Source organism: Protofrankia sp. BMG5.30, from assembly GCF_001983005.1.
In the GTDB taxonomy this organism is placed as follows: domain Bacteria; phylum Actinomycetota; class Actinomycetes; order Frankiales; family Frankiaceae; genus Protofrankia; species Protofrankia coriariae.
Window position 1 is genome coordinate 46,155 of sequence record NZ_MOME01000041.1, and the last position, 22,485, is coordinate 68,639.

At 68.5% G+C, this 22,485-nt stretch carries 19 protein-coding genes and 2 pseudogenes; 10 read left to right on the forward strand and 11 right to left on the reverse strand.

What is annotated here, in order from left to right; genetic code table 11:
* Window positions 1-94: 94 nt before the first annotated feature.
* On the reverse strand, window positions 95-1,267 hold the full coding sequence (locus BL254_RS19835) for an aminotransferase class I/II-fold pyridoxal phosphate-dependent enzyme (protein WP_371391002.1): 1,173 nt from the start codon (window positions 1,265-1,267) through the stop codon (window positions 95-97).
* Window positions 1,268-1,791: 524 nt separating this feature from the next.
* Window positions 1,792-2,025: a ferredoxin gene (locus BL254_RS19840; protein ID WP_083731228.1), complete on the reverse strand. Its 234-nt coding sequence runs from the start codon at window positions 2,023-2,025 to the stop codon at window positions 1,792-1,794.
* A 917-nt stretch (window positions 2,026-2,942) separates the two neighbouring features.
* Here BL254_RS19840 and BL254_RS19845 point away from each other — a divergent pair.
* From BL254_RS19845 to BL254_RS28670, 3 genes and pseudogenes are all read left to right on the forward strand, one after another.
* Window positions 2,943-3,140: a hypothetical protein gene (locus BL254_RS19845; protein WP_013872887.1), complete on the forward strand. Its 198-nt coding sequence runs from the start codon at window positions 2,943-2,945 to the stop codon at window positions 3,138-3,140.
* A 548-nt stretch (window positions 3,141-3,688) separates the two neighbouring features.
* Window positions 3,689-4,978 (forward strand): MFS transporter, encoded by a 1,290-nt coding sequence (locus BL254_RS19850; protein WP_047223215.1) that lies wholly within the window; start codon window positions 3,689-3,691, stop codon window positions 4,976-4,978.
* A gap of 42 nt (window positions 4,979-5,020) precedes the next feature.
* A pseudogene (locus BL254_RS28670) lies at window positions 5,021-6,088 on the forward strand (M14 family metallopeptidase).
* Window positions 6,089-6,200: 112 nt separating this feature from the next.
* Here BL254_RS28670 and BL254_RS19860 read toward each other — a convergent pair.
* Complete coding sequence (locus BL254_RS19860; protein WP_052914615.1) at window positions 6,201-7,427, reverse strand: hypothetical protein; 1,227 nt, start codon at window positions 7,425-7,427, stop codon at window positions 6,201-6,203.
* Window positions 7,424-9,121 carry an aspartate-semialdehyde dehydrogenase gene (locus tag BL254_RS28675; RefSeq protein WP_254858317.1) on the reverse strand — a complete coding sequence of 566 codons (1,698 nt, stop codon included), beginning with the start codon at window positions 9,119-9,121 and terminating at the stop codon, window positions 7,424-7,426. The genes BL254_RS19860 and BL254_RS28675 overlap by 4 nt, the downstream gene beginning before the upstream one ends.
* 3 nt (window positions 9,122-9,124) lie before the next feature.
* On the opposite strand from BL254_RS28675, the gene BL254_RS19870 reads away from it, so the two are divergent.
* Complete coding sequence (locus tag BL254_RS19870; protein WP_052914614.1) at window positions 9,125-9,385, forward strand: hypothetical protein; 261 nt, start codon at window positions 9,125-9,127, stop codon at window positions 9,383-9,385.
* A 263-nt stretch (window positions 9,386-9,648) separates the two neighbouring features.
* Here BL254_RS19870 and modA read toward each other — a convergent pair whose 3' ends face one another.
* Window positions 9,649-10,455: a molybdate ABC transporter substrate-binding protein gene (gene modA, locus BL254_RS19875; RefSeq protein WP_047223213.1), complete on the reverse strand. Its 807-nt coding sequence runs from the start codon at window positions 10,453-10,455 to the stop codon at window positions 9,649-9,651.
* Window positions 10,456-11,433: 978 nt separating this feature from the next.
* Here modA and BL254_RS19880 point away from each other — a divergent pair.
* On the forward strand, window positions 11,434-11,679 hold the full coding sequence (locus BL254_RS19880; RefSeq protein ID WP_047223212.1) for a type II toxin-antitoxin system Phd/YefM family antitoxin: 246 nt from the start codon (window positions 11,434-11,436) through the stop codon (window positions 11,677-11,679).
* Window positions 11,679-11,930, forward strand: a complete 252-nt coding sequence (locus BL254_RS19885; RefSeq protein WP_076844525.1) for a Txe/YoeB family addiction module toxin — start codon at window positions 11,679-11,681, stop codon at window positions 11,928-11,930. Before BL254_RS19880 ends, BL254_RS19885 begins: the two co-directional genes overlap by 1 nt.
* 95 nt (window positions 11,931-12,025) lie before the next feature.
* Here BL254_RS19885 and recQ read toward each other — a convergent pair whose 3' ends face one another.
* The 5 genes from recQ to BL254_RS19905 form a co-directional block, all read right to left on the reverse strand.
* The gene (recQ, locus tag BL254_RS19890; protein WP_371391007.1) at window positions 12,026-13,903 is read right to left on the reverse strand and encodes a DNA helicase RecQ; all 1,878 of its coding nucleotides are present in this window, start codon (window positions 13,901-13,903) and stop codon (window positions 12,026-12,028) included.
* A gap of 288 nt (window positions 13,904-14,191) precedes the next feature.
* Complete coding sequence (locus BL254_RS28680; protein ID WP_254858321.1) at window positions 14,192-14,401, reverse strand: hypothetical protein; 210 nt, start codon at window positions 14,399-14,401, stop codon at window positions 14,192-14,194.
* Window positions 14,402-14,427: 26 nt separating this feature from the next.
* Complete coding sequence (locus tag BL254_RS28685; protein WP_052914612.1) at window positions 14,428-14,733, reverse strand: hypothetical protein; 306 nt, start codon at window positions 14,731-14,733, stop codon at window positions 14,428-14,430.
* A gap of 3 nt (window positions 14,734-14,736) precedes the next feature.
* Window positions 14,737-15,825 (reverse strand): ImmA/IrrE family metallo-endopeptidase, encoded by a 1,089-nt coding sequence (locus tag BL254_RS19900; protein ID WP_076844527.1) that lies wholly within the window; start codon window positions 15,823-15,825, stop codon window positions 14,737-14,739.
* A 112-nt stretch (window positions 15,826-15,937) separates the two neighbouring features.
* Complete coding sequence (locus tag BL254_RS19905; RefSeq protein ID WP_076844534.1) at window positions 15,938-18,124, reverse strand: WD40 repeat domain-containing serine/threonine protein kinase; 2,187 nt, start codon at window positions 18,122-18,124, stop codon at window positions 15,938-15,940.
* A 671-nt stretch (window positions 18,125-18,795) separates the two neighbouring features.
* Here BL254_RS19905 and BL254_RS19910 point away from each other — a divergent pair.
* Window positions 18,796-19,317, forward strand: a complete 522-nt coding sequence (locus BL254_RS19910) for a GNAT family N-acetyltransferase (protein ID WP_254858323.1) — start codon at window positions 18,796-18,798, stop codon at window positions 19,315-19,317.
* 719 nt (window positions 19,318-20,036) lie between these two features.
* Here BL254_RS19910 and BL254_RS19915 read toward each other — a convergent pair.
* Complete coding sequence (locus tag BL254_RS19915) at window positions 20,037-21,275, reverse strand: PP2C family protein-serine/threonine phosphatase (protein ID WP_047223208.1); 1,239 nt, start codon at window positions 21,273-21,275, stop codon at window positions 20,037-20,039.
* Between the two features lie 274 nt (window positions 21,276-21,549).
* On the opposite strand from BL254_RS19915, the gene BL254_RS19920 reads away from it, so the two are divergent.
* The 3 genes and pseudogenes from BL254_RS19920 to BL254_RS29605 all read left to right on the forward strand — a co-directional run.
* Window positions 21,550-21,768: a GNAT family N-acetyltransferase gene (locus BL254_RS19920; RefSeq protein ID WP_083731232.1), complete on the forward strand. Its 219-nt coding sequence runs from the start codon at window positions 21,550-21,552 to the stop codon at window positions 21,766-21,768.
* 57 nt (window positions 21,769-21,825) lie between these two features.
* Window positions 21,826-22,080 carry a hypothetical protein gene (locus BL254_RS19925; RefSeq protein WP_052914611.1) on the forward strand — a complete coding sequence of 85 codons (255 nt, stop codon included), beginning with the start codon at window positions 21,826-21,828 and terminating at the stop codon, window positions 22,078-22,080.
* Window positions 22,081-22,130: 50 nt separating this feature from the next.
* Window positions 22,131-22,485, forward strand: a pseudogene (locus tag BL254_RS29605) (hypothetical protein); the annotation flags it as partial.

A 22,485-nucleotide genomic window follows, 5' to 3' on the forward strand; every position in this document is an offset into this window, starting at 1 on the left:
CCCTGTCGGGCTCCCTTGTACGGCTTCCTGCGCCCCGCCGTTTCCCCCGAGCCGGCTGGTGGGCGGCTGTCATGGCGTTACGCGGGTACGGGTGCTACTCGTCCCGGGCGGGCGTGGAGTCCGACAGCATGTCGGCGACCTCGGCGAGCACCTCGAGCAGGTGGCTGATCTCCTCGTCGGTGTTGGCCGCGGTGACCTGGATGCGGAACCCCACCTTCTCGCGCGGCACCATCGGGTACGGCGCCAGGGTGGTGTAGATCCCCCGGTCGAACAGGTGGTCGCCGATGGCGTCGATGCGTTCCGGGGCACCGATCGGTATCTCGATGATCGGGCTGCCCGAGCGGTTTGGCGAGGTCAGCCCGAGCTGCCCCAGCCCGTCGAGGATCCGGGCCGTCTTGCGGTGGAGGTCCGCTCGGATCGTGTCGCCCCGCCGGGCGTTGAACGCGAACCCGGCCTGCACGGTCGCGAGCGAGGCCACGGGGGACGGCCCGGAGAAGGTGTGTGGGGCGGTGGCCGCCTTGAGGTGGTTCTTCACCTCGGTCGGGCAGGCGAGGAAGGCCAGCAGGGACGAGTAGGCCTTGGAGAAGCCCGCGACCAGGATGATCCCGTCGTAGCTCTCGCCGACATGGCGGATGAGGCTGTTGCCACGGCTGCCGTAGGGGCTCAGCTCATCGGGCCGGCRCTCGCCGATGACGCCGAAACCGTGCGCGTCGTCGATGTAGAGGAGCGCGTCGTTCGCGCGGGTCACCCGGRCCAGTTCCGCCACCGGCGGGATGTTGCCGGTCATGCTGTTCAGCCCGTCGACGCACACCAGCCGAGGGTGGCTGCGGCAGGCCCGCAGCATCTCCTCGAGCTCGGCGGGGTTGTTGTCGTCGAAGCGCTGCACGGTCGCGCCCCAGGCCCGGGCCATGAGGCAGCCGTCGTGGATGGAGCGGTGCGCGTTGCGATCGAGGAAGATCGTTCCCTGCCCGACGAGGGCCGGGATGACCGACAGATGGATGTGCGTGATCGTGGGAAGCGCCAGGCTGTCCTCGGCGCCGAGCAGGTCGGTGAGCTCCTGCTCGATCTCGATGAACAGCCGTGGGGTCGCGATCATCCGTGACCAGCTTGGATGCGTGMCCCACCTGGCCAGGTACTCCGGCACTGCTGCGATGATCTCTGGCTCGAGGTCGAAGCCGAGGTAGTTGCAGGACGCGAAGTCGGTCAGCCAGTGGTCGCCGACCCGCATCTGGCGACCGTCCACCTCGTCGACAATCGCCTCCATCATCGGATGTGTTTTCCGTAGCCGTGCCATCTCTGACATCGGACCGAGTGGCCGGGCTGGTAGCCAACGGTGGGCTTCCGGGCGCTCAGGAGAAGCGTGGAGTGAAGGTAAATCCTGCGCGGTCTTTGACAACTTCCCTCCTCAACAGGCGAGGGTGTCCACGCTAACCGCATTTTCGATGATCGCAGCGTTACAGAGCGCTGTAATCGGCCATTGTGTCGACTATATGTCAGCCGCTTGTCGAGTGACTACCTGCCGGTAGACGGTGATCTCTTTTAGTAGCGGACGGCGGAAATTGTGCCCGGAATGTCACTCAACGAGATCGAGTGAATCCGTCTGGATTCCCGCCGTCGGCCTGTCACGGCTTGTTGGCCGGCGGCTCATCGGCGCTTCGTTCGTCGGTTGTTCCGTCGGCGCCCCGTCCGGCGGGCCGGGCAGGACCCGGCCCGCCGGACCCGCCGAGCCGGTGGGGTGACCCGGCGGGAACCCCTGGTACGAGGGGGTTGTGAGCGTGCTGTCCCGGCCCGTCAGGCCGCCACGCGCCCGATCGCCTCGGCCGGGCAGAACTCGAGAGCCTGCAGCAGCATCTCCTCCTCGTCCTCGTTCGCCGGCTGCCGGCAGATGTAGTGGACCTCGCGCTCCTCGTCGTGCCTGAAGAAGTCCGGTGCGACTCCCCGACAGTTCTCGCAGTCGGTGCACTCGGAATCGACGAAGAAAGGTCCCTCGACGTTCATGGGAAGTCGGCGCTTCTCGCTCGCCACGTCACACCTCACATTCGTTGTGGCGCCGTGCATTAGTTGTGGCGCGTTCGCGGTGGCTGCTCAGCAGATTCTATCGACGGCAGCCACCGGCTGCCGGCCGCTGCCGGTCGCCGGGCGGGGCCGGCGAAAAGCGTGCCCGGGCATTGTGGCCGGAGAGTCCCGGGCCGGAGTACCCGGCCTTCGGGAGCCGCTCGCGGCGGGCCTGTGAAATATTGGACCGGCCCGTTTCCGGGAGACGGAAAACGTGTAACCATTATGATGCGGACGGTTGTCTGCTGGCTGAAGCCGCAGCTCGCGGGGCTGATCCGGTAGCCGCTGCCGGTGTCGGAGGTGCCCGCGGAGTTCCGGTGCCCGTCGGTGTGGGCCCGGTGGTGCCGCTGTCACGGGTTTTCCGGGCCGGGCGGGAGTCGTTACCGGCCGTCCGCCACCCATCGTCGGGAGCGACTGGGTCATCCTGCTTTTACCGGTTGGAAACACGATATGTATGCGAATCGACGGGCCACTCGCCAGGATGCACCATACCCACCGTGTCGAACGCCTGGCGAAGAACGGACGGATGTCTCGGCGAAAAAGGACATATGACGGGCGGCGACAGCCTGGAATCCTCATGGCAGACTCCTTGCGGGCCACCGTGGCCCGGACCGGGCGGCGCACGGACGAGCCGACATGATGAATCCGCGTGATGAACTGATGTGACGAGTTGGCGCGACAAGTCGACGTGACGGGCCGGCGTGATGAGTCGACATCGTGTGGCGAATCGGTGTCGGGCCGCCCGCGATGTGGGAGCCCGGTACCGAAGACCACGTCACGGACAACGGTGTGTCGGTGCCCGTACGGAGTTCTCGGGCATGTCCCGTCCGTAGCATCTCTGTCGCTGATTCCGCCACATCGGCGGAGTCGGTGGATACGGAGGTGACATGGCACGGGACAAACGCGACACGGCCAGGCGGGAAGAGGCCGAGCGGGAGAACCGGGGGGTGCGGACCTGCCCCCACTGCCGGGGCACCGGCCGTAAGGAGGTCCCACGGCTCGAACGCGACCGGGACGGCCACTTCGACGGCGCCGAGGTCACCGACTGCGCATGGTGCGGCGGCGGGGGAGCGCTGACATCATGATCATCGGCTGCTCTGGCCCGGTCCGGGATCCCTGGCCGAATCCCTGATCAGACGGCACTCCCGCTCCGGCTGCCGCGAGGGCGGACGGGCCCTGATCGACTCCCGGTCCGCGTCGGCCCGGACGCTCCGACGCGGACCGCGCTGGAGCGTCGAGGAGCCCGCCCCGCCGTCCTCCCGTCGTCATCCTTCTCCTGCACTCGCCTCGGGCCATTTCTGATCTTCTTCTTGATCTGGGTGCCGGCAGCCCTCCCTGCCTCGCGGGTGACGGGCGACTGGTCCGGCGGAGACGTCTGATCGATATCCGTATCTACGGTGTTTTTCGCAGTCTTAATACGCAGATACGTTCAATCTGCTACTGTTCATCCGTAGATGTGCGATTGATGTGGACGAGCTGTACGGGGCGCCGGGCCGGCACAGGGGTAGGAGGAGCCATCGGGAACGGGTACGTCACCTCCGGTGCGACGGCTGTGGGGCGGCGGCCGCGCGGCGAGACGAAAGTGCTTCTGCTCCTGCTGGGCTGCACACTGCTGATCTCCAGCTCGTAAGGTGTGCTGCTGCTGGTCGGGCCGTTCGTCAAGACGGTCGGTGGCAGTGAGGCGACCTACGGGATGCTGTGCGCCGCCGCGGCCGCGCCGACCGCCGGGGTGCTGCTGCTCCTGCTGCGTTTCCCGCGGGACGTGCCGGCCCATCGTCTCCTCGCGGGATCCTGCGGGTTGTACGCGGGCGCCGCCCTGCTGGTGTCGGCCATGCACTCCCTCAACGTCCAGCTTGTGGCCGCGTCCATCGTCCTGGGAACGGCCTGGGCGGTCGCGTACACGGCCGCGCCGATGATCGCCTCCGACCTGGCGGTGGACAACAACCGCGCGACGCTGATCGGCTACGCGACCGGGACCATCCAGGTCGGCTTCGGTATCGGCCCTGTTCTTGGCAACGCCCTGCGCCGGGCCGACTTCTCCTACCAGCAGGTCTTCCTTGCCGGGGCGCTGCTCGCCGCAGGCGCCGCGCTGCTCGTGGTGCCGTTGGGCGTGCAGCTACGCCGGGTGGCGGCAGAGCGGGATGAGGCGGGCCGGGCCACGGCCACCCCCGGTCCCGTCGCCGACGCCGCCGACGACCGCGAGCCCGCCGGCGCGGCCGACGTCCGGCCTGACACGACACCGTCTCCGGCTGCCCGCTGGCCCCACCCGTCCCCGGCGCCCCGGCGGCGGAGCCCGCTGCGGTCGCCCAGCGCGGTGCCGTTGGCGATGGTCCTGCTGTGCGCCTGCGTCTTCACCACCATGAACAGCTTCCAGACGACGTTCGCGGACAGCCACGGCCTCGACTTCGATCTTTTCTATGTGACGTACACGGTGGCGGTCATCACGGTGCGGCTCGGCCTGTCGCGTTTCCTGGCCGACAGCGCCTCGGACCGGGTGGTGGCGGCCACGACGGTGGGTATGACCGTGGCCGCCGTTGCCTTCGCGTTCGTCGGATCGAACGCGGCGCTCTACGTGGTGGCGTCGGCGTTGCTCGGCTGCACCTACGGCCTCGGCCTGCCGGCGTTCCAGGCCCGCGCGGTCAATCTTGCCGACGCGGCGGACCGGGTGCGCATGCTGCCGATGGCCGGGCTGCTGTTCGAGGTGGCGATCCTGGTCTTCCCGGTCGTCGCCGGCCTGATTGTGGGAATCGCCGGTTACCAGGGGCTGTCCGCGGTTCTCGTCGCCATCGCATGCGCCATCGCGGTGCTTGGCCAGTTGCCACGCCGTCCCCGGCCCAGCCAGGAATCCGCGGCTGTCGCACCAGGGTCCGTCTCCCGGCCGGATGACCTGGCCGGGGCGGCGACTCACCCGCTGAAAAAGTAATATCCGCCGGCTGGACGAAGGATGCGTGACATGGGCGGGCAGATGTATTTCTCCGTGAGCTACGGGCAGGCCCGGCAGCGTTTCCTGGCGGCGGCCGGCGATCGCGGCGCGCGGATCGAGACGCTCGTCAACAGCGCGTACAGCGGCGCCGAGGGCGAGGAACTGCGCACCGACGTGGCACTTTTCGGTGCTGCCCGTGCCCGGTCCGCGCTCGTGCTGGTCAGCGGCACCCACGGTGCCGAGGGATTCGCCGGATCAGCCTGCCAGCTGCGTCTCCTCAGGGAGAGCTCCTGGCCCGGCATCGCCATCGTGCTGGTACACGCTCTCAACCCGTTCGGTTTCTCCCACCGGCGCCGGGTGAACGAACAGAACATCGACGTCAACCGCAACTTCGTCGACCACGGCCGGCTGCCGCACAGATGCGCGTATTTCGCGCTCCATGCCGCGCTCCTGCCCGCGGACTGGAACGGCCCCGCGCACGCCGTCGCGGACAGGCAGCTCATGGAACATGTCGCCAGCCAGGGAATCCGCACGATTCAACAGATCATTACCGAAGGCCAGTACGAGCATCCCGACGGGCTTTTCTACGGTGGAAAAGCCGCCTGCTGATCCAACGACATCTGGCATTCGATCATCCGGGAACACCTGGCGGGATACGAGCGGATCGCCTACATCGACCTGCACACCGGGCTCGGCCACCGCGGCGCCGCCGAGCCGATCTTTCGTGGTGGCGCGGACGAAGGCGCGCTCGCCCGTGCCCAGGACTGGTTCGGCGACGCCSTCACCCGCTCCGAGACCGGGACGTCGAGCTCGACACCGATCGGTGGCAACACCGCTCAGGCGCTCATGCGGGAACTTCCCGACGCCGAGCTGACGGCRATCACGCTCGAGTTCGGCACCGAGGACGGGCTGACGGTGCTGCGGGCCCTGCAGGCCGACAACTGGCTCTGGCAGCAGCACGAACCGGTGGACAGCGCGCGGGTCGCGGAGATCCGGCAGCGGATGCGCCAGGCGTTCGACCCCGAGGACGACCACTGGCGCGCCGACGTGCTCCGCAACGGGTCGGTCGTCGTCGAGCGGGCCGCCGCCCGGATCGCGGCCCATCCCTGACCAGATGGCACCACTGAGGAGGCTGGGCAGGCACGCGGTGGATGCGGCCAGCACACGGCGGCTCCGGGGCGTTGGATGTACCTCAGGCCCGGCTCCCGACCGGCTGTCCGTCTCAAGCCAGGTCGGGGCCGGAGCGAGGCGGCGACAGCCGGCTCTCAGGAGCAGACGAGCCGGTGCTGCGCCCGGGCAGCGCGGGTACGTCGGCAGCCGGGACGAGATGACGGTCGAGCCGGCCGTCCGGGAACAGCGTGGTGACCATCTGGAGATCACGGCGGGCAAGCCCGACGGCGCTCAGATCACGGGCGGTGTCGGCGAGCACCAGGTAGGTGACATCGGCCCCGTCCTCGGCTCCCGGAACGACGAGGAGGTCCGAGCCGGCGCAGCGCGGGGTGTCGAGCAACGACCGGACCTGTTCGGCCCGTCCCGCCCACACCGCCGCGTTGCGGTGCGCCATGACCGCCGCGGTGGCGGACGCCCGCGCGGAGACGACCGAGTGCACGCGGCCGTCCGGCAGCAGCGACCGGCACCGGATCTCGACGCCGTGTCGCCGGGCCCAGGCGACGGCCGAGTGGTGCAGGACCTTCGCGCCGTGGACCGACATCGTGGTCATCGTCTGGTAGTCGACCCGCGGCAGGGTGTGGGCCTCCGGTACGAGCTGGGGATCCGCGGTGCAGATCCCTGGGGAGTCGGAGAAGATCTCGCACGCCGGTGCGCCCAGGGCGATGGCGGCGGCTATCGCGGACAGGTCCGAGCTGTTACGGCCGAGCATCACCGGCCGTCCGTCGGGCCCACTGGCCTGCCCGCCCGGGAGCACGAGCACCGTGGCGCGGGCGGCGGCATCCGTCAGCGCCCGGGCGTCCACCTCGTGCAGGTCCGCGTGGTGGGGTTCGCCTCCTGCGAGGAAACCGGTGTCGGCGGCGGTCAGTGCCACGGCGGCCAGCCCGGCGTCGCGCAGGGCCGCGGTCATGAGCTGGACGTTGATGGTCTCACCGGTCATGAGCGTGGCAGCGAGCAGATCCCGGTCGGGGCTGGCGCTGACGGCGCGCAGGGCAGCGCCGAGCCGGTCCGTCACCCCCGCGGCCGCGCTGACGACCACCACGGCGGTCCGTGTGCCCGCCGCCGCACCGCCGGTGTGCCGGCCCACGGCATCGCCGGTGTGCCGGCTCGTGACACTGCCGGCGAGCCGGCTCGTGACATGGCGGGCGATGGCGCGGTGCGCCCCTGCCGCCGCGAACGCGGCACCGCCGAACTTCAGCACGAGGACGTCGCCGTCGTCGCTGTTGCCGTCGTCGGTGATGCCGGTGGGGACGGCGGTGGCGACGCCCGATTCGTCCGTCACCGCCGGGTCAGCCAGGTCGTCCCGGTGGCGAGACGCACGATCTCAAGGGCGTTGAGCGCGGTGCCGACGATCAGGTTGTCCGCGACCACCCACAGCCACAGCGAGCGGGGGTCGTCGGGGTCCGAGCGGACCCGTCCGACGTGGACGAGCCTGCGCTGCGTCGGCGACTCGCACACCGGCCGGGGCATCGGGTAGCCGTCGTCGGCGCCGTACACCCGCAGGTTCGGCGCGCCGCGCAGGGCGGCGATCGCGTCGGCGGGCGACACCGGACGGTCGAAGCCCAGGTGGACCGCCTCCGAATGGCCGTTGATCACTGGCACTCGGACCGCGGTCGCCGTGATCCGCAGAGATGGCATCGTGAGAATCTTGCGGGGTTCCCGGCGCAGCTTCTGTTCCTCGTGGGAGATCCCGTCGTCGTCCCGCAGACCGATCTCGGGGACGAGGTTGAAGGCGAGTGGATGCCCGAACCTGCTCGGGCTGGTGGCCGGGGGCAGACCGTCGAGCACGGCCCGGGTACTCGCGGCGAGCTCCTCCAGACCGCGCAGCCCGCCGCCGGRGCCGGACTGGTAGGTGGACAGGACCACCCACTCGAGGGTGCCGAGTGAGCGCAGCGGGTRCAGCGCGCGGACGAGCTGGATGGTCGAGCAGTTCGGGTTCGCCACGATGTTGCGCGCCGGCCTGGTGGCGCGCGCGTCGGGATTGACCTCGGGCACGACCAGCGGCACGTCGTCGTCCATCCGGAACGCGGAGCTGTTGTCCACGACGAGCGCCCCGGCGGCGCCGACGGTCGGTGCCCACTGCCGGCTGATCGGCGCCCCCGCGCTGAAGACGGCCGCGTCCACCCCGGCGGGGGTGAACGTGAGCGCGTATCGGGTCGTCGGGGTCAGCCCGAAACCGAGATGGACAACGCCGTTGCCGGCGCCGTACATCTCGTTCATCCCGCAGTTTCCCGGCTGCTGACGTAGAGCGGTGTTCAGGCCGATCCCGAACTCCCACACCAGTCGGTAGTTGTCGTCCACGGTGTAGAGCTCGGTCAGCGCGGCCACCGCGCGTTTCGCGCCCGGGTCGACGGGGCGGCAGCCGGTGACCATTCCGTCGGTCACCTCGAAGATCATCGCATGCTCGCGCAGCACGTCCAGGTCGTCGAACAGGCGGGCCTGCTCCGCCAGCATCTCGGGCTGGTCGCCACGGTGCACGATGGGCGCGCCGTAGACCGCGATCGAACCGTTCAGGTCGAGCCGGCGCGAGCTGTCGAAGCGGAAGAGATCCGTCGGGACGGCACTGGCCTCACCGGAGGGCGCGATCTGCTGTTCGCCCGCTTCCAGGACGCCTGCCTGCTGGTTCCACTCGTAGTCACCCCACACCCCGAAGGTCGCCGACGCCTGACGATCACTGTCGGTGAGGGTGACGGTCTCGGAGTCCTCGAGGGCCTCGAACAACCGGATGGCGCGTGCCTCCAGCGCGACCGGGTCGGTCCGCTCGACGACAGAGAGGAAATAGGCGACCTGTTCGTCCGTGACCGGGGTCGACCCACACGGCAGCACCGCGATCCGGCGTGTCTCGCCCACCGCCTCCGGGCTGGGCGAGACGAGGAAAAGGTCCGGGCAGATCACGAGAATGTCCGCCTCCGGCGGGCAGCGGTCGTCCCGGAGCGCGGACTCGAGGCTTTCGCCGGCCTCAAGCGATTGGACCACGAGGTGCTGGTAACGGCTGCTGGCGGCGAGTGTGAAGTCCGCGACCCGGTCGGCCTGGGCAGGGCCAGCGACGGTTACGAATCGGTGTGGTCATGGGGGGAGATCGACCCGAACTTCGGCGGCCGGCAGGTGCTGGTGGCTGTCAGTGAGGACGCTGCTCCGCTGGACGATGAGGGCCCGCGGGTGACATCCCCGGGCGATCTGCACGGCGGCCGCTACGTCTTCGGCATCGTCTCCATAAAGCTCGTCAAGGTCGGTAGCTGACAGATCCTGTCAGCTGGAGCAACCCGGTCGGGTCGGTCATCTTTCGGTGGCCCCTGGTCACGTCGGCGGAGCTGGACGTGACCAGGGGCCACCGGCGTCCGATGGACCGTGCACTGGCGCGTCGGATATGCGGCGCAGAGGTCCCGGTGACGTTTTCGGGGGTGTACTCCGGCTCACGGGGAACCGGAGTACACCCCCGAAATGGGCTCGCGCAGGAAGGCGGATGCCAGCTACGGAGGAGGGAGCCTTATGAGGAGGGAGCCTTATGAGGAGGGGGAGGCGAAGCCGGCCTTGGCAAGTACCTCCTGGCCGGTCGACGACAGGACGAACTCCGTGAACGCCCGCCCGCCGCCCGCGTTCGGCGCCTTGGCCAGGACCGCGATCGGGTAGGTGGTGGAGGCGTTCTGCTCCTTGGGGATCTCGATGCTCTTCACCTTTGCCGCGGCGGCCTGGGCGTCGGTGACATACACCACGCCAGCGTCGACCTCACCGAGCTCGACGGTGGTCAGCACACCCTTCACGTCGGCGCCGTAGGTCTTCGGCGTGACCGTGACAGCCGCGTTCGAGAAGACCTTCGCCGCGACCGCGCCGCACGGGACCTGGACCTGGCAGAGCGCGACCTTCACACCGGGCCTCGCCAGGTCGGCCACGGAGGCGATGTTCGCGGGATTGTCGGGCGGAGTAACGATCGCCATCTTGTTCTGGGCGAACGTCTTCGGGCCGGCGGCGTTGCCGGCGTCGACGACCGTGGTCATGTTCGTGGTGCTGGCCGAGGCGAAGACGTCCGCCGGCGCCCCCTGGTTGATCTGGGTGGCCAGGGCCGAGCTCGCGGCGAAGTTGAACTTCACGGTCACCCCGGGATGCGCCGCCTCGAACTGCTTGCCGAGCTCGGTGAACGACTCGGTCAACGACGCGGCGGCGAACACCGTCACTGTCCCGGTCACAGACGGTGTCGTCGTCGCCGTGCCGGACGGAGTCGTCGGACCGGTGTTGTCCGTGTCCGAGCCACAGCCCACCAGGAGCGCGCACAGCAGTGCGCACAGCGCCCAGAGCTTCGAACGTGTTCTCACGCGTCCCCCTCACTGTCGTCGAGATATCCGCCGGAGTCGCGATGCCGGCCGGACAATGGTTCAGCGACGTTGCTGAGAAAATTCCGTCACCACGTCGGCGGATTTCGCCGAAATCGCGGTGACCGAGCCGGAGCCGGAGCCGGAGCCGGGGTCAGGGCCGGGGCCGGGGCCGGCCGTGGGCGCACGGCACGCCGAGGATGCGATCCGGTGCGGACCGGTCCGGATCCTCATCTGAGCTGGCACGCCGTCGTGCCTGGCACAGATTATGATGTTGGTCGGTAGTTGCGGGTAGACCTGCCTGTTACCGCCGCGTCCGCGGTCATGCTCACGGAAACCCGTGGGCCGATGCCGTGCGCTCCCCGCCCGCCCGGAGCGCGACGGTGAGCCGCCGACGTCCCGCCGAGGGTCTGCGTCCTGAAGCGGAGTAGCCCGCCGGCGCCTGTCCGCTGCCGGTCGGTGCCGTCAGCGCCACCGGTCGGCCGGCTTCATCCGAGATCCGCAGATTCGCCACCCAGGCACCTTATCGAGCGTATCCACGGTTTGTCTCCCCCTCTCTCTCCTGATCCGCGATGTGGACGTGCTCCCGGTGGATGCGGAGACGCGAGGAACGCACGATCATGATTTTCGGATGTCATGGCCGGGTCTTCCCGTTACAGGAAAAGACGGTCGAGGATGGGGTTGATAATCGTTAGGACACAGCTGGGACACCCAGTGGAAATCCGCGGCCACGTGGCCCGGACCGGAGATTCGACAATCGGATCCCATGGCGGAAAGCCATCCGACATCCCGGTCACCCCGGGTTCCATGCCGGTGTTCACCGGGTGTGCGGACGGCTCCCCGAGTCYCAGGTGGTAGCGCTACGTACGCGCCAGCGGTCGTTGRCATCCATTGGGACGATCGTCAGCACGGCTGGCATGGTCGGCGGGGCGGGATGTCGGCTGGAGCGGTACAATATCTTGTACTACTTTGGAGGTTGCTATGGCTGTCACCGCCAGTGAGGCCCGCAAGCGTCTGTTCCCGCTGATCGAGCAGGTCAATGCCGACCAGGAGCCAGTCGAGATCTTGTCCAAGCATGGCTCGGCCTACCTGGTCTCCGAAGCCCAGTTCCGCTCCATGCAGGAGACCGCCTATCTACAGCGGTCGCCCGCCAATGCGGCGCACCTCGCGGCCAGTATCGCCGAGGCCGACGCCGGTGCGGCCGAGGAACACGATCTACTGACCTGATGAGGATCGTGTTCACCGCACGGGCTTGGGCTGACTATGCGTCGTGGGCAGACGATCGCAAGATGCTCCRCCGGATCAACCGTCTGATCGAGGAGTCGGCCCGGGACCCGGCCGTCGGGATCGGTAAGCCGGAACCACTGGCCCAGAACCTGTCGGGATACTGGTCGCGGCGCATCACCGAGGAGCACCGGCTGGTGTACCAGGTGCGCGGCGACGATCTGGTCATCGTCCAGGTCCGCTATCACTACTGATCGCGCCGACCATAATCCCTGGCCGCCATGGCATGAGCGGCAACAGCGGTCATACCGACGGCTGTCCCAGGTGGGACCGGGTGAACAGGGGCTGTTCACCCGGCGAGGGTGTCGAGGATCTGTTGTCCGTACTTGGCGAGCTTGTGCTCGCCGACGCCGCTGATGGTGGACAGTTCGGCCAACGTGGCCGGCGGGCGTGACGCGATCTCGCGCAGGGTGGCGTCATGGAAGATCACGTATGCCGGGACGCCCTGTTCCTTCGCGGCGGCCGCGCGCCAGGTGCGGAGCCGCTCGAACACTGGCATCGCGTCTTCCGACAGCTCGGCCACGGCGACGCGGCGGGGCTTCGCGCCCTTGGACGCGGCTGCGCCCGTGGATGCGGACTTGGCGGCGGGCTCCGGTTCGCGCCGCATCAGGACCGTGCGCTGCCCGCGCAGCACGTCGGCGCTCGTGTCGGTGAGCACGAGGGTGCCGTGCTCGCCCTCGACCGCCAGCAGCCCCTGGACCAGCAACTGCCGTACCACGCCGCGCCACTCGGGCTCGCCGAGCTCGGTGCCGACGCCGAAGACCTTCAGGGTGTCGTGGTCGTGCTGGATCACCTTGGCGGTCTTCCTGCCGAGCAGGATGTCGACGAGGTGGCCCGCGCCGAACTTCTGGCGACGCTCCCGCTGTAACCGGAGCACGGCCGACAGCAGCTTCTGGGCGGCGATCGTGCCGTCCCAGGTCCGCGGGGGCGTCAGGCAGGTGTCACAGTTGCCRCACGGGGCAATGCGCTGCTGTCCGAAGTAGGCGAGCAGCCCGGTGCGGCGGCACTCGACCGTCTCGCACAGCGCGAGCATGGCGTCGAGGTGGGTACTCAGCCGCCGACGGTGCGTGAGGTCACCCGCGGACGCGTCGATGAGCTTGCGCAACTGGACGACGTCCTGGAGGCCGTAGGCCAGCCACGCGGTCGAGGGCAGCCCGTCCCGCCCGGCGCGTCCGGTCTCCTGGTAGTACCCCTCGACGGATTTGGGCAGGTCGAGATGGGCGACGAAGCGTACGTCCGGTTTGTCGATACCCATGCCGAAGGCGATGGTCGCGACCATGACGATGCCGTCCTCCCGCAGGAAGCGCGCCTGGTGCTCGGCTCTGGTGCGCGCGTCGAGCCCGGCGTGATAGGGCAGCGCCGAGATGCCGTTCGCCACCAGGAATTCGGCGATCTTCTCGACGGATGATCGTGACAGGCAGTAGACGATGCCCGCGTCCCTGGTGTGCTCGGCGCGCAGCAGCGCCAGCAACTGCGCCTTCGGCTCCTTCTTCGACACGATGCGGTACTGGATGTTCGGGCGGTCGAAGTCGGCCACGAAGTGGCGGGCGTCATCCAGGCCGAGCCGGGAGGTGATCTCGGCGTGTGTCGCCGGGGTCGCGGTGGCGGTCAGCGCCACCGTCGGCACGTCCGGCCAGCGCTCGCGTAACTCGGACAGCAGAAGGTAGTCGGGCCGGAAGTCGTGCCCCCACTGCGCGACGCAGTGCGCCTCGTCGATCGCGAACAGCGCGATCTTGCCCCGGTCGAGCAGCGTGACCGTCGCGTCGACGCGCAGCCGCTCCGGTGCCAGGTAGAGCAGGTCGAGCTCACCGGCGAGGAAGGCGGACTCCACCTCGCGGCGCTCGTCGAACTCCTGGGTGGAGTTGAGGAACCCCGCCCGTACGCCGAGYGCCCGCAACGCGTCGACCTGGTCCTGCATCAGCGCGATCAGCGGTGACACCACGACGCCGGTGCCCGGCCGCACCAGGGCGGGGATCTGGTAGCACAGCGACTTGCCGCCGCCGGTCGGCATCAGCACGAGCGCGTCGCCACCACCGACGACATGCTCGATGATCTCCTGCTGGCCGTCCCGGAACGACTCGTACCCGAAGACGCGACGCAGCACCCGCGCGGCGTCGCTCACGCTGTCGGCCAGCGGGGCATCGCTGTCGACCAGAGGGGAGGTCACCCGGCCACTCTATGGGCGTCCGGCCACCAGCCGCGTCCGCCGGTCCGTACCTGTGGACAACCAACACCTCCGCGGATGGCCCCTGTGGATACTGGTCGCGGGCGTCACCACAACGGATGAACCGGCGAAACCCATGGAATCGCCTCGGCCCCGACCTGGAAGTGCTCGACCCTCCGGAGCTACGGGAAACAATGACCCAAGCCGCAAAGGCGCTCGCCGCCCTGTACAGCTCGCCAACACACAGAACAGCCGGAACGTAAGTCGTGCTCCTCGGCTTTGTGGTCGGTGTCAGGATGCCAGCCATTTGTCGAAAGAGGGCCTGTCTGTGACGCCGGACGGGCCGCCTCGTCGTCGGGCGCGCAGTGTCTGAAGGTAGCCCCACAGAGTGTCGGCGTCGATCCAGTCCGCCTTCGCGGCGATCTTCAATAAATGCCAGGTCCTGACGACGTGGATGTTGTTGCGAGCGGCGAGCCGGGCGGCGTCGTTGTCGTCGGTCACGAAGAAGCCGTGAGCCTGGCGGTGGATCATGATGGCGAGTGTCTCGGCCTCACCAAGGTGGCGGTGGGGGCGATCGCCGGGCTTGCGAGCTCGTCGCGCAGGAGCTGGGTGTTCTGGAGCTCGGTGGTATCAGGGAACCAGGGCGGCCCGAAGATGTTCGTGGCCTCGGCCAGCGTGGCGAGACCGGGCTGTCGGGCCGAGGCATCGCATTCCGCCGCGACGGTGGCGCACCAGCGGCCGTTGCCGTTCGCCAGCCGCTCCAGCAGGTCCATGCGGTTGAGAATCGCGAAGTTGATCAGAACTGTGTTGTCGGGGAACAGGAGAACTGCCACGGTCTACAGGCCCAGTGCCCTGACGAGGTCGTCAACGTCCGTTTCGGGTACTGATGGCACGTCGACGTCGAGTGCGTCCGGGTCGATGYCGAGCATCCAGGCAAGCGTGCTCTTGCCGAGGGCACCGGACTCGATCCCTGCGAGGTGCGCCTCCTGGAGGGTGAGGGGGAAGCGGCGCCGGGCGGCCGCGTCCATGCGCAGGGTGATCTCATCGATGCCCGAGTCGGCTACCCAGTGACGGCGCAACAGGCGCTGGGTCGGTTGTTCGGCCCACTCTCGTACCACCGGGGGCAGATAGCCGTTCAGCACGCTCAGCCGGCGGGCGAGGGCATCGGTGGACACACCCCACCGCCAGACGAGATCCGCCAGTCCGGCGGCATCGAGACGGTTCCAGTCGACCGCGGCCAGTGAGTCGCGGGGGAGCAGAAGGTCGGCGGCGAAAGCGTTCGCGGCCGCCTCGCGCTGGTCCCACTCCGTCCTGGAGAGCTCCTGGTCGTGGTGGCCCTGGGCGAGGTGGCCCAGCTCGTGGGCCATCGACCAGTTCTCCCGGAACCAGTTGCCCGCCGCCGGAACCGCGATCACCCGATGCCCGCCAAGGGTGAACGAGTACGCGGTGGACAGGTCCGAGACCCGGACGACGTTGATGCCGAGACGGCTTTCCAGTCGTTCCGCGAACGGCCGCACGAAATCCTCGCCCAGCGCGGCTCTGGCCCCCTCCGGAGTGCCCGGGAGCGCTGGCGCGTGCCGCCGCCGCAGGCCGGCCTGCCGGTAGGCCAACGCGATGTCACGTAGCATCCGGTCGTCGGCGTCGCGTCCGGGCACATCCCGGTGGCCGGTTTCGTGGTCGTAACGGTGCCGGGCCGCGACAACGAGCCGGTTCGGGTCGGGCTGCCCGGTGATCAGCCAGTGGATGTCCGCGTCCAGGAGGTCGGCCAGGCGCGCCAGCTCGATCGAAGAGAAAGCCCGCTTGCCGTTCACAGCGCGTGAGAAAGCGTCAGGCGTCATCCCGATCTCCTCGGCGATGTCCCGCTGCGGGGTGGTGTGGCGGACCCGCCGGATGTGCTCCAACACCCGGTCCCCGATGCCGTTCATGCGGTCAGATTACCTGATCGATTGGGAAAATCCCAACGCCTGTTGTCGTTGGCGGGGCCTCAGGTGTCGCCAGGGCGTGACCGCGGGCTCCCAGGGACGTTCGCGGGGCTGGTCAGCCCATGTCCCACAGCCGTATCGCCTCGTCGCTGGAGCTGGCGAGGGTGCGTCCGTCCGCGGTGAAGGCCACCGACCGTACCCCGTTGGTGTGGCCGGTCAGGGGAGCGCCCAGGGGGCGGGGCGCGGTCCGGTCGGAGACGTCCCACAGCCGCACGGTCCGGTCGCCGCCGGCGCTGGCGAGGGTGCGCCCGTCCGGGGTGAACGCCACCGACCACACCCAGCCGGTATGGCCGGTCAGGGGGACGCCCAGGGGGCGGGGTGCGGTCCGGTCGGAGACGTCCCACAGCCGTATGGTGTGATCGTCGCTGGCGCTGGCGAGGGTGCGCCCGTCCCGGGTGAAGGCCACCGACACCACCCAACTGGTGTGGCCGGTCAGGGGAACGCCCAGGAGGTGGGGTGTGCTCCGGTTGGAGACGTCCCACAGGCGTATGGTCCCGTCGCCACTGGCGCTGGCGAGGGTGCGTCCATCCGGAGCGAACGTCACCGAACCCACCCAGTCGGTGTGGCCGGTCAGGGGAGTGCCCAAGGGGTGAGGGGCGCTCCGGTCGGAGACGTCCCACAGCCGTACCGTGTGGTCGTCGCCGGCGCTGGCGAGGGTGCGCCCGTCCGGAGCGAACGCGACCGAGACCACCGTGTTGGTGTGGCCGGTCAGGGGGACGCCCAGGGGGCGGGGCGCGGTCCGGTCGGAGACGTCCCACAGCCGTACCGTGTGGTCGTGGCTGGCGCTGGCGAGGGTGAGCCCGTCCGGGCTGAAGGCCACCGACCGCACTCTGTCGGTGTGGCCGGTCAAGGGGGCGCCCAGGGGGCGAGGGGCGCTCCGGTCGGAGACGTCCCACAGGCGTATGGTCCCATCGCCGTTGGCGCTGGCGAGGGTATGCCCGTCCGGGGCGAAGGCCATCGACTCCACCCAGCTCGTGTGGCTGGTCAGGGGAGAGCCCAGCGGCTGGGGGACGGGGGAGGCCCTGACGCTGAAGGCAGGGGAGTCCTTGCCGCGGAAGGCGGTGACGGCGATGGCGAGCAGCACCGCGACTGCCGCGGCGGACACGACAAGCGCGGTGGTACGTATCCGGCGCGACCGGCGCCGGGACGAAGAGGCCGGGGCGTCGTGCTCGGACGGGGCGGGCCCGTCCGGAGCCGGTGTGGGTGGCCAGGAACGCCCCACGTCACGGATGGCAGTCGGATAGAGATCGCGGTCGATGGGCACCGGGACGGGCACGTCCGGCCTGCCCGGCCTGCCCGGCCTGCCCGGTGACGTGTCCGTCCGGCTCCCGGGCGGTGCCGGTGCCCTCGGGGCGGTAGAGGGCTGGTCGCCGGCGGTGCGGATGTCGTCGTCGAGACGGAGCCCGATGCCGGTACGGGTGATCCAGCCCGGGCCGAAGGCGCCGGCAGCGGCGTGGGCCAGGTCGAGAGCGAAGGCGCGTGTGGAGGGTGGACGGTCGGCCGGGTTCTTGGCCAGGGCGTGGAGGACCACGTCGGCGATGAGAGTGGGTACTCCGGAGGGTCGGGCGGGGATGGTGTGCAGATGGTGCTGCCAGAGCACGGGGAGTGGTAGTTGCGGGTCGAACGGCGGCGCCCCCGAGAGCAGTTCGTAGAGGAGCACCCCGAGCGCGTAGAGGTCGGTGGCCGGGCTCAGCCGGCCTTCGGCGATCTGCTCGGGAGCCATGCATTTCGGCGTTCCGATGATCTTGCTGGCGGTGGTATCAGACCCTTCGACGATTTTCGCGATGCCGAAGTCGACGACTTTGAGCAGGCCGGTGGCGTCGAACAGGATGTTGTCGGCTTTGATGTCACGATGCAGGACATTGCGGCCGTGGGCGTAGGCCAGGGCCGCGGCCACGGCCAGGCCGACGGCGCAGGCGTCCTCGGGTGGCATACCGGCCCGGCGGCGGGTCAGGCTCCCTCCGTCGAGGAGTTCCATGACGATCAGATGTAGATCGTCGGTCGCGACGTAGTCATAGACCTGCACCACATGCGGATGGCTCAGCGCGGCGAGCAGCCGTGCCTCGGGGGCAAACCCCGCTTCTGTCCCGTCGCGTCCCGCCGCCAGGATCTTGATGGCCACGGGACGGTCCAGCCCGCGGTGCCGGCCGGCCARCACCAGCCCGAACGCGCCCTGGCCGAGGGGCCCGCCCAGGTCGTAGCCGGGCAGCGCCGCGGCCACCCGGGCCCTGTCGACAATCATGACGTGGGAGCCGCCCCACACTGGCGGTGACGTCGACCGCGCACCATCCAACCCCCCGATACTCCGCGTACAAGGCGTGATCCTAGAGCGTCGGTCAAGTGGCGCGGATCCCATCCACGACCACCCGCACAGGCCATGATCCAGGAGAGCTTGTCGTTGTGTACGCTTTTTGGCCRCAAAAGCGTACACAACGACAAAATCGTGCCGATCTTCTCCGGTGGCCGGCGTCCATCGAAGCGTGCCATCGTTCGGGGGGATACGTATGGTTACCTGACCGGCGCTCCAGCGGTGTCCGACACGGCCGGATGGCCCGTCCTGCCCCATCCGGCGTCGGCCGCTGCCGAACAGCGGAAACAGCTCTGCCGCATCCGCCGGGCCGCCAGGCGTCGCCCGCATGTCGATCGCGGCAGTGTGGATCATGATTGCGGAGGTRCTGGGGGCCGACAGCGCCGACCTGCCGGAACCGGACGTCGATCTCAGCGCCCCGGGCGACCCGCCCGGCTCCTCCTCCAGGAGCATCACAGCACAACCGTGCGGCCAGTCATCAGCACCGGGCCCACCCTGAGCTTCTTCTCCGTCAGCAAGGAGCGCCTGCTCACAGACGTTCTCGGACGCCCCAGCATCCCCGAGGCCGTCGCCGCGCGGGGGTGCTTCGCAAGGTTTCGCTCCGCATGCGCGAACGCATGGAAGAAAACGAGGAGGGTGGCATTAGCGCTACTGGCATCATCATACTCATGACCACTGTCGAGGTTCGTGTGGCGCAACCAGAAGATTATGACGACATCGTATCTGTTGTCGACGACTGGTGGGGGCGTCCTGTCAGTACTGGACTGCCCCGGCTGTTCCTCGATCACTTTCATTCGTCAAGCCKGGTCGGCGAGGACAGTCGCGRCTTGGCCGGCTTCCTCGTCGCTTTCCTCTCGCCTGCGCAGCCAGGGGTTGGCTACGTGCATTTCGTCGGCGTCCGACCGGATCGTCGCGGCGCGGGTCTGGCGCGTCTTTTCTGCGAAGACTTCTTTCAGCGCGCCCGGGTAAACGGTTGTCGGGAGGTCAGAGCAGTCACCGCGCCAGGCAGCGAAGCTTCCATCAAATTTCATAAACGTCTCGGTTTCACGGCCAACAGCCCTGTGGCTGATTACAACGGCCCAGGGCGATCAATGGTGACGTTCCGGAGAATCTTGGCAGGAGGATAGCTGTCGGGCTCAAGGCCGACATGTCGGAGCGTACGCTCTCGCTGCCGGGATTGATCGTCAATGCGTTCGCCGAGCGCCGTAAGGCGCAGGATGCGGAGCGGGAGACAGCCGGGAAGCGCTGGAAGGGCCAATGCCTCGTGTCCGCCACGGCGACCGGCACACCACCGGTCGTCGTCGCCGACGAACTCGAGCCGATCAGCCCACGCGGCGCATGGCGTAACCTGCGCGGAAGAGGTGCACCAGCCTCAACGAGACGTGATCCTAGACAAATCACATTCTTGCTGGTCAGGTGCACCTCGATCACGTTCGGCCAGGGTCAGCCCGGCATATCACCACACCGGTGAAAGACGGAGGCCAGAGTCCGTGGGCTTGGCTGTACGCGCAGTACGAGGCTGGCGCATACCCCGAGCTTGGGAAACCTGTGCGGCTTGCGGCGCTGACCAGGGCGGGACGGTCCAGTGCCCCCTCCGCGGGCCACCGGTCCCTCCAGATGCTGACCGTTGCCACTGGCACGCGAATGGCATGGCTTGCGGATCCACTGACGTGGAGAATCGGCTCCGACCGTCTGCCTTTCCGTGCCGCGGTGGTGCGTCTGCCACGCTCCGTCGCCGTTCGCTTCGCGCGTCGGACGCGTTCCCCCATCCCCGCGGACGGCAGCGGACACGCGCGAACGAGCGGAAACCGAGACGACCGGGCGTCCCCTACCTGCCTCTTCCTGGTTACACATCTACGCTGGCGAGATGGTCGGCGGTGCCCCCACGCCACTCGACCAGGAAGAGAGTCGCGTCGTCGGTCGTGATCCCGCGCCGTTCCCGCATCAACGCATGGGACAGACCCCGCACCATCTCCCGCACACTTTTGCCCCGGATACTCTCAACAGAGCTGATCAGGCGTTCCTCGCCGAACTGCTCTCCGCCGGTTTCATGCTCCTCGATGAGACCATCGGTGAAGAACAGTACGCGGTCGCCGCGCCAGAGCGTCTGCTCACTGATCTGCGGTATGTCACCACCGAAGCCGACCGGCAGGGTTCCCGGACTCTCCAGTGCCCGGATAACCTGATGATCGCGGATTAGCAGTGCTGCCGGGTGGCCTGCGTTGACCCACTGCAGGTGGCCCGTTCCGATATCCAGACGCATCATCTGCGCTGTGACGAAGTGGTCGGGCCCGAACTGCTTGTCGATGGCCGCGTCCATGAACATGTACAGCTCGGCAAGCCCGATATCGGCACGTCTGGCGTGCCGGTAGGCGCCKATCGCGACCGTCGCCAGCACGGCGGCGTCCAGGCTGTGACCCATCGAGTCGATGACGGCCACGTGCAGGATGTCGTCGTTGAGGGCGTAGTCGAAGCTGTCGCCTGCGATGTCGTAGGCGGGTTCGAGGATGCCGGCTACCGCGACCTGCGGGGTAATCATGGTCAACGGGGGCAGCAGTGACCATTGGATTTCCGCGGCCACGCTCATCGGTTCGCGGCGCCGGGCCTGGAAGAACTGGTCGGTGTAACTGCTCTTGGTGACCAGCATGTCGGCGACGAGGCCGGCGAGCCGCCGCAGCAACCGCCGGTCGTCATCGTCGACGGTGTCGAGGGTGAGGGCCAGCACCCCCACCTGGTCGCTACCGTCCAGCAGCGGCAGGAACATTCGTATGCCGTCAGCTTGCGGCTGTTCGACGATCATCGCGCGGAGGAATGCCGTACCRGCCGGGGAGTCGTCGATCGGCTCGGGCTCCCCGACCGTGAGGCTCCGGCCCGGCAGCGGCGTCAGCATCAGCTGCTCATAGTCCTGCAGAAGGATCGAGACGTCCCGGCCACCGATCCTGCCCACCTCCTCCGCGACCAGTGGAGCGATCAGCTGCGGCGGCATCTCGTGAGCACGGTCCAGCAGCACACCCAGCAGCCGCTCGCCGAACCCCTCCGATAGATCCACCATGGCCTTGCGGTGGTCCTGTTCGCCTGCCACCATGGCCACCTCCCTCCCCCTCGCTCCGGCCCTTCATAGCTGTGCGAGCCTTCTTGGGCCGCGTCAACCGGTCACGTCGGCACCCCGCTTCACCCCTGATCGACGGGGAGGAGGACAGCGAAGGCTCTGGTTGGTGGCGATGGAGACGAGGGGACTCGTACCCCGAACCTGTCGGCGCGGCTACGAACATGACGAAGGATCTACGTGGAACGAGCCGTTCGACCCCACGTACCCGCCGCGGCCGCGCTAACCCCACCGCGCCAACTTCGGGCGCTACCTGTATGTGGACGATCTCTCGACGCTCGAGGATGCCCGCCGTCGGGGATACGGCCGACGTCTCCTCGAGTGGCTGTTCGCGGAGGCCCGACGTCTCGGATGCGACCAGGTGCAGTTGGACTCCGGCGTCGGACCGACGCGGACGGACGCCCACCGGTTGTACATGAACGCAGGTATGGCCATCGCCGCGCACCACTTCACCCAMATTCTCGACAGGTAGCCAGGAGCGGTTCACCCTCCCGAGGGTGGCATTGGTACGGCTGGCATCATCATGCGCATGACCACCGTCGAGGTTCGTGCGGCGCGGCCAGAGGACTATGACGACATCGTGTCTGTTGTCGACGACTGGTGGGGGCGGCCTGTCAGCGCCGGACTGCCACAGCTGTTCCTCGATCACTTTTATACGTCGAGCCGTGTCGGCGAGGATCATCGCGGCCTGGCCGGCTTCCTCGTCGCTTTCCTTTCGCCTGCGCGGCCGGACGTTGGCTATGTGCATTTCGTCGGAATCCCCCTCTGTGTCAGTCTCGGGTGAGACATCCGCTGGGTGCGGGTTGGCTACAGAGGGCGTGATCGGAGATCCTCGTGTTCGTGGAGTCAGAGTCCCAGGAGCGTCCTGGCCGGTCCTCACCGCGTGACCCGGCGCCGCGTCCGTCGCGGCGGGTGTTCAGCACGGCGTACAAGCTGCGGATCGTCGCCGAGTACGAGAACGCCCCGCACGGGGAGAAAGGTGCGATCCTGCGCCGGGAGGGATTGTTCTCGTCGCATGTGGTGGAGTGGACCCGTGCCCGTGATGCGGGTGCTCTCGGGGGATCGGGCGTTGCGGCCCGCGGTCCTGCGGAGAAGAAGCCGGGGAAATCGGCGGAGCAGATCGAGGTGGAGAAGCTGCGGCGGGAGAACGAGCGGCTAAAGGCACGTCTCGTGACCACGGAGACTGCAC

Excerpts from the sequence above, each read along its gene's own strand:
- BL254_RS19845 (WP_013872887.1), top strand. The coding sequence starts at position 2,943 with ATGGCACGGGACAAACGCGACACGGCCAGGCGGGAAGAGGCCGAGCGG.
- BL254_RS19880 (WP_047223212.1), top strand. The coding sequence starts at position 11,434 with ATGGCTGTCACCGCCAGTGAGGCCCGCAAGCGTCTGTTCCCGCTGATC.
- BL254_RS19925 (WP_052914611.1), top strand. The coding sequence starts at position 21,826 with ATGACCACCGTCGAGGTTCGTGCGGCGCGGCCAGAGGACTATGACGAC.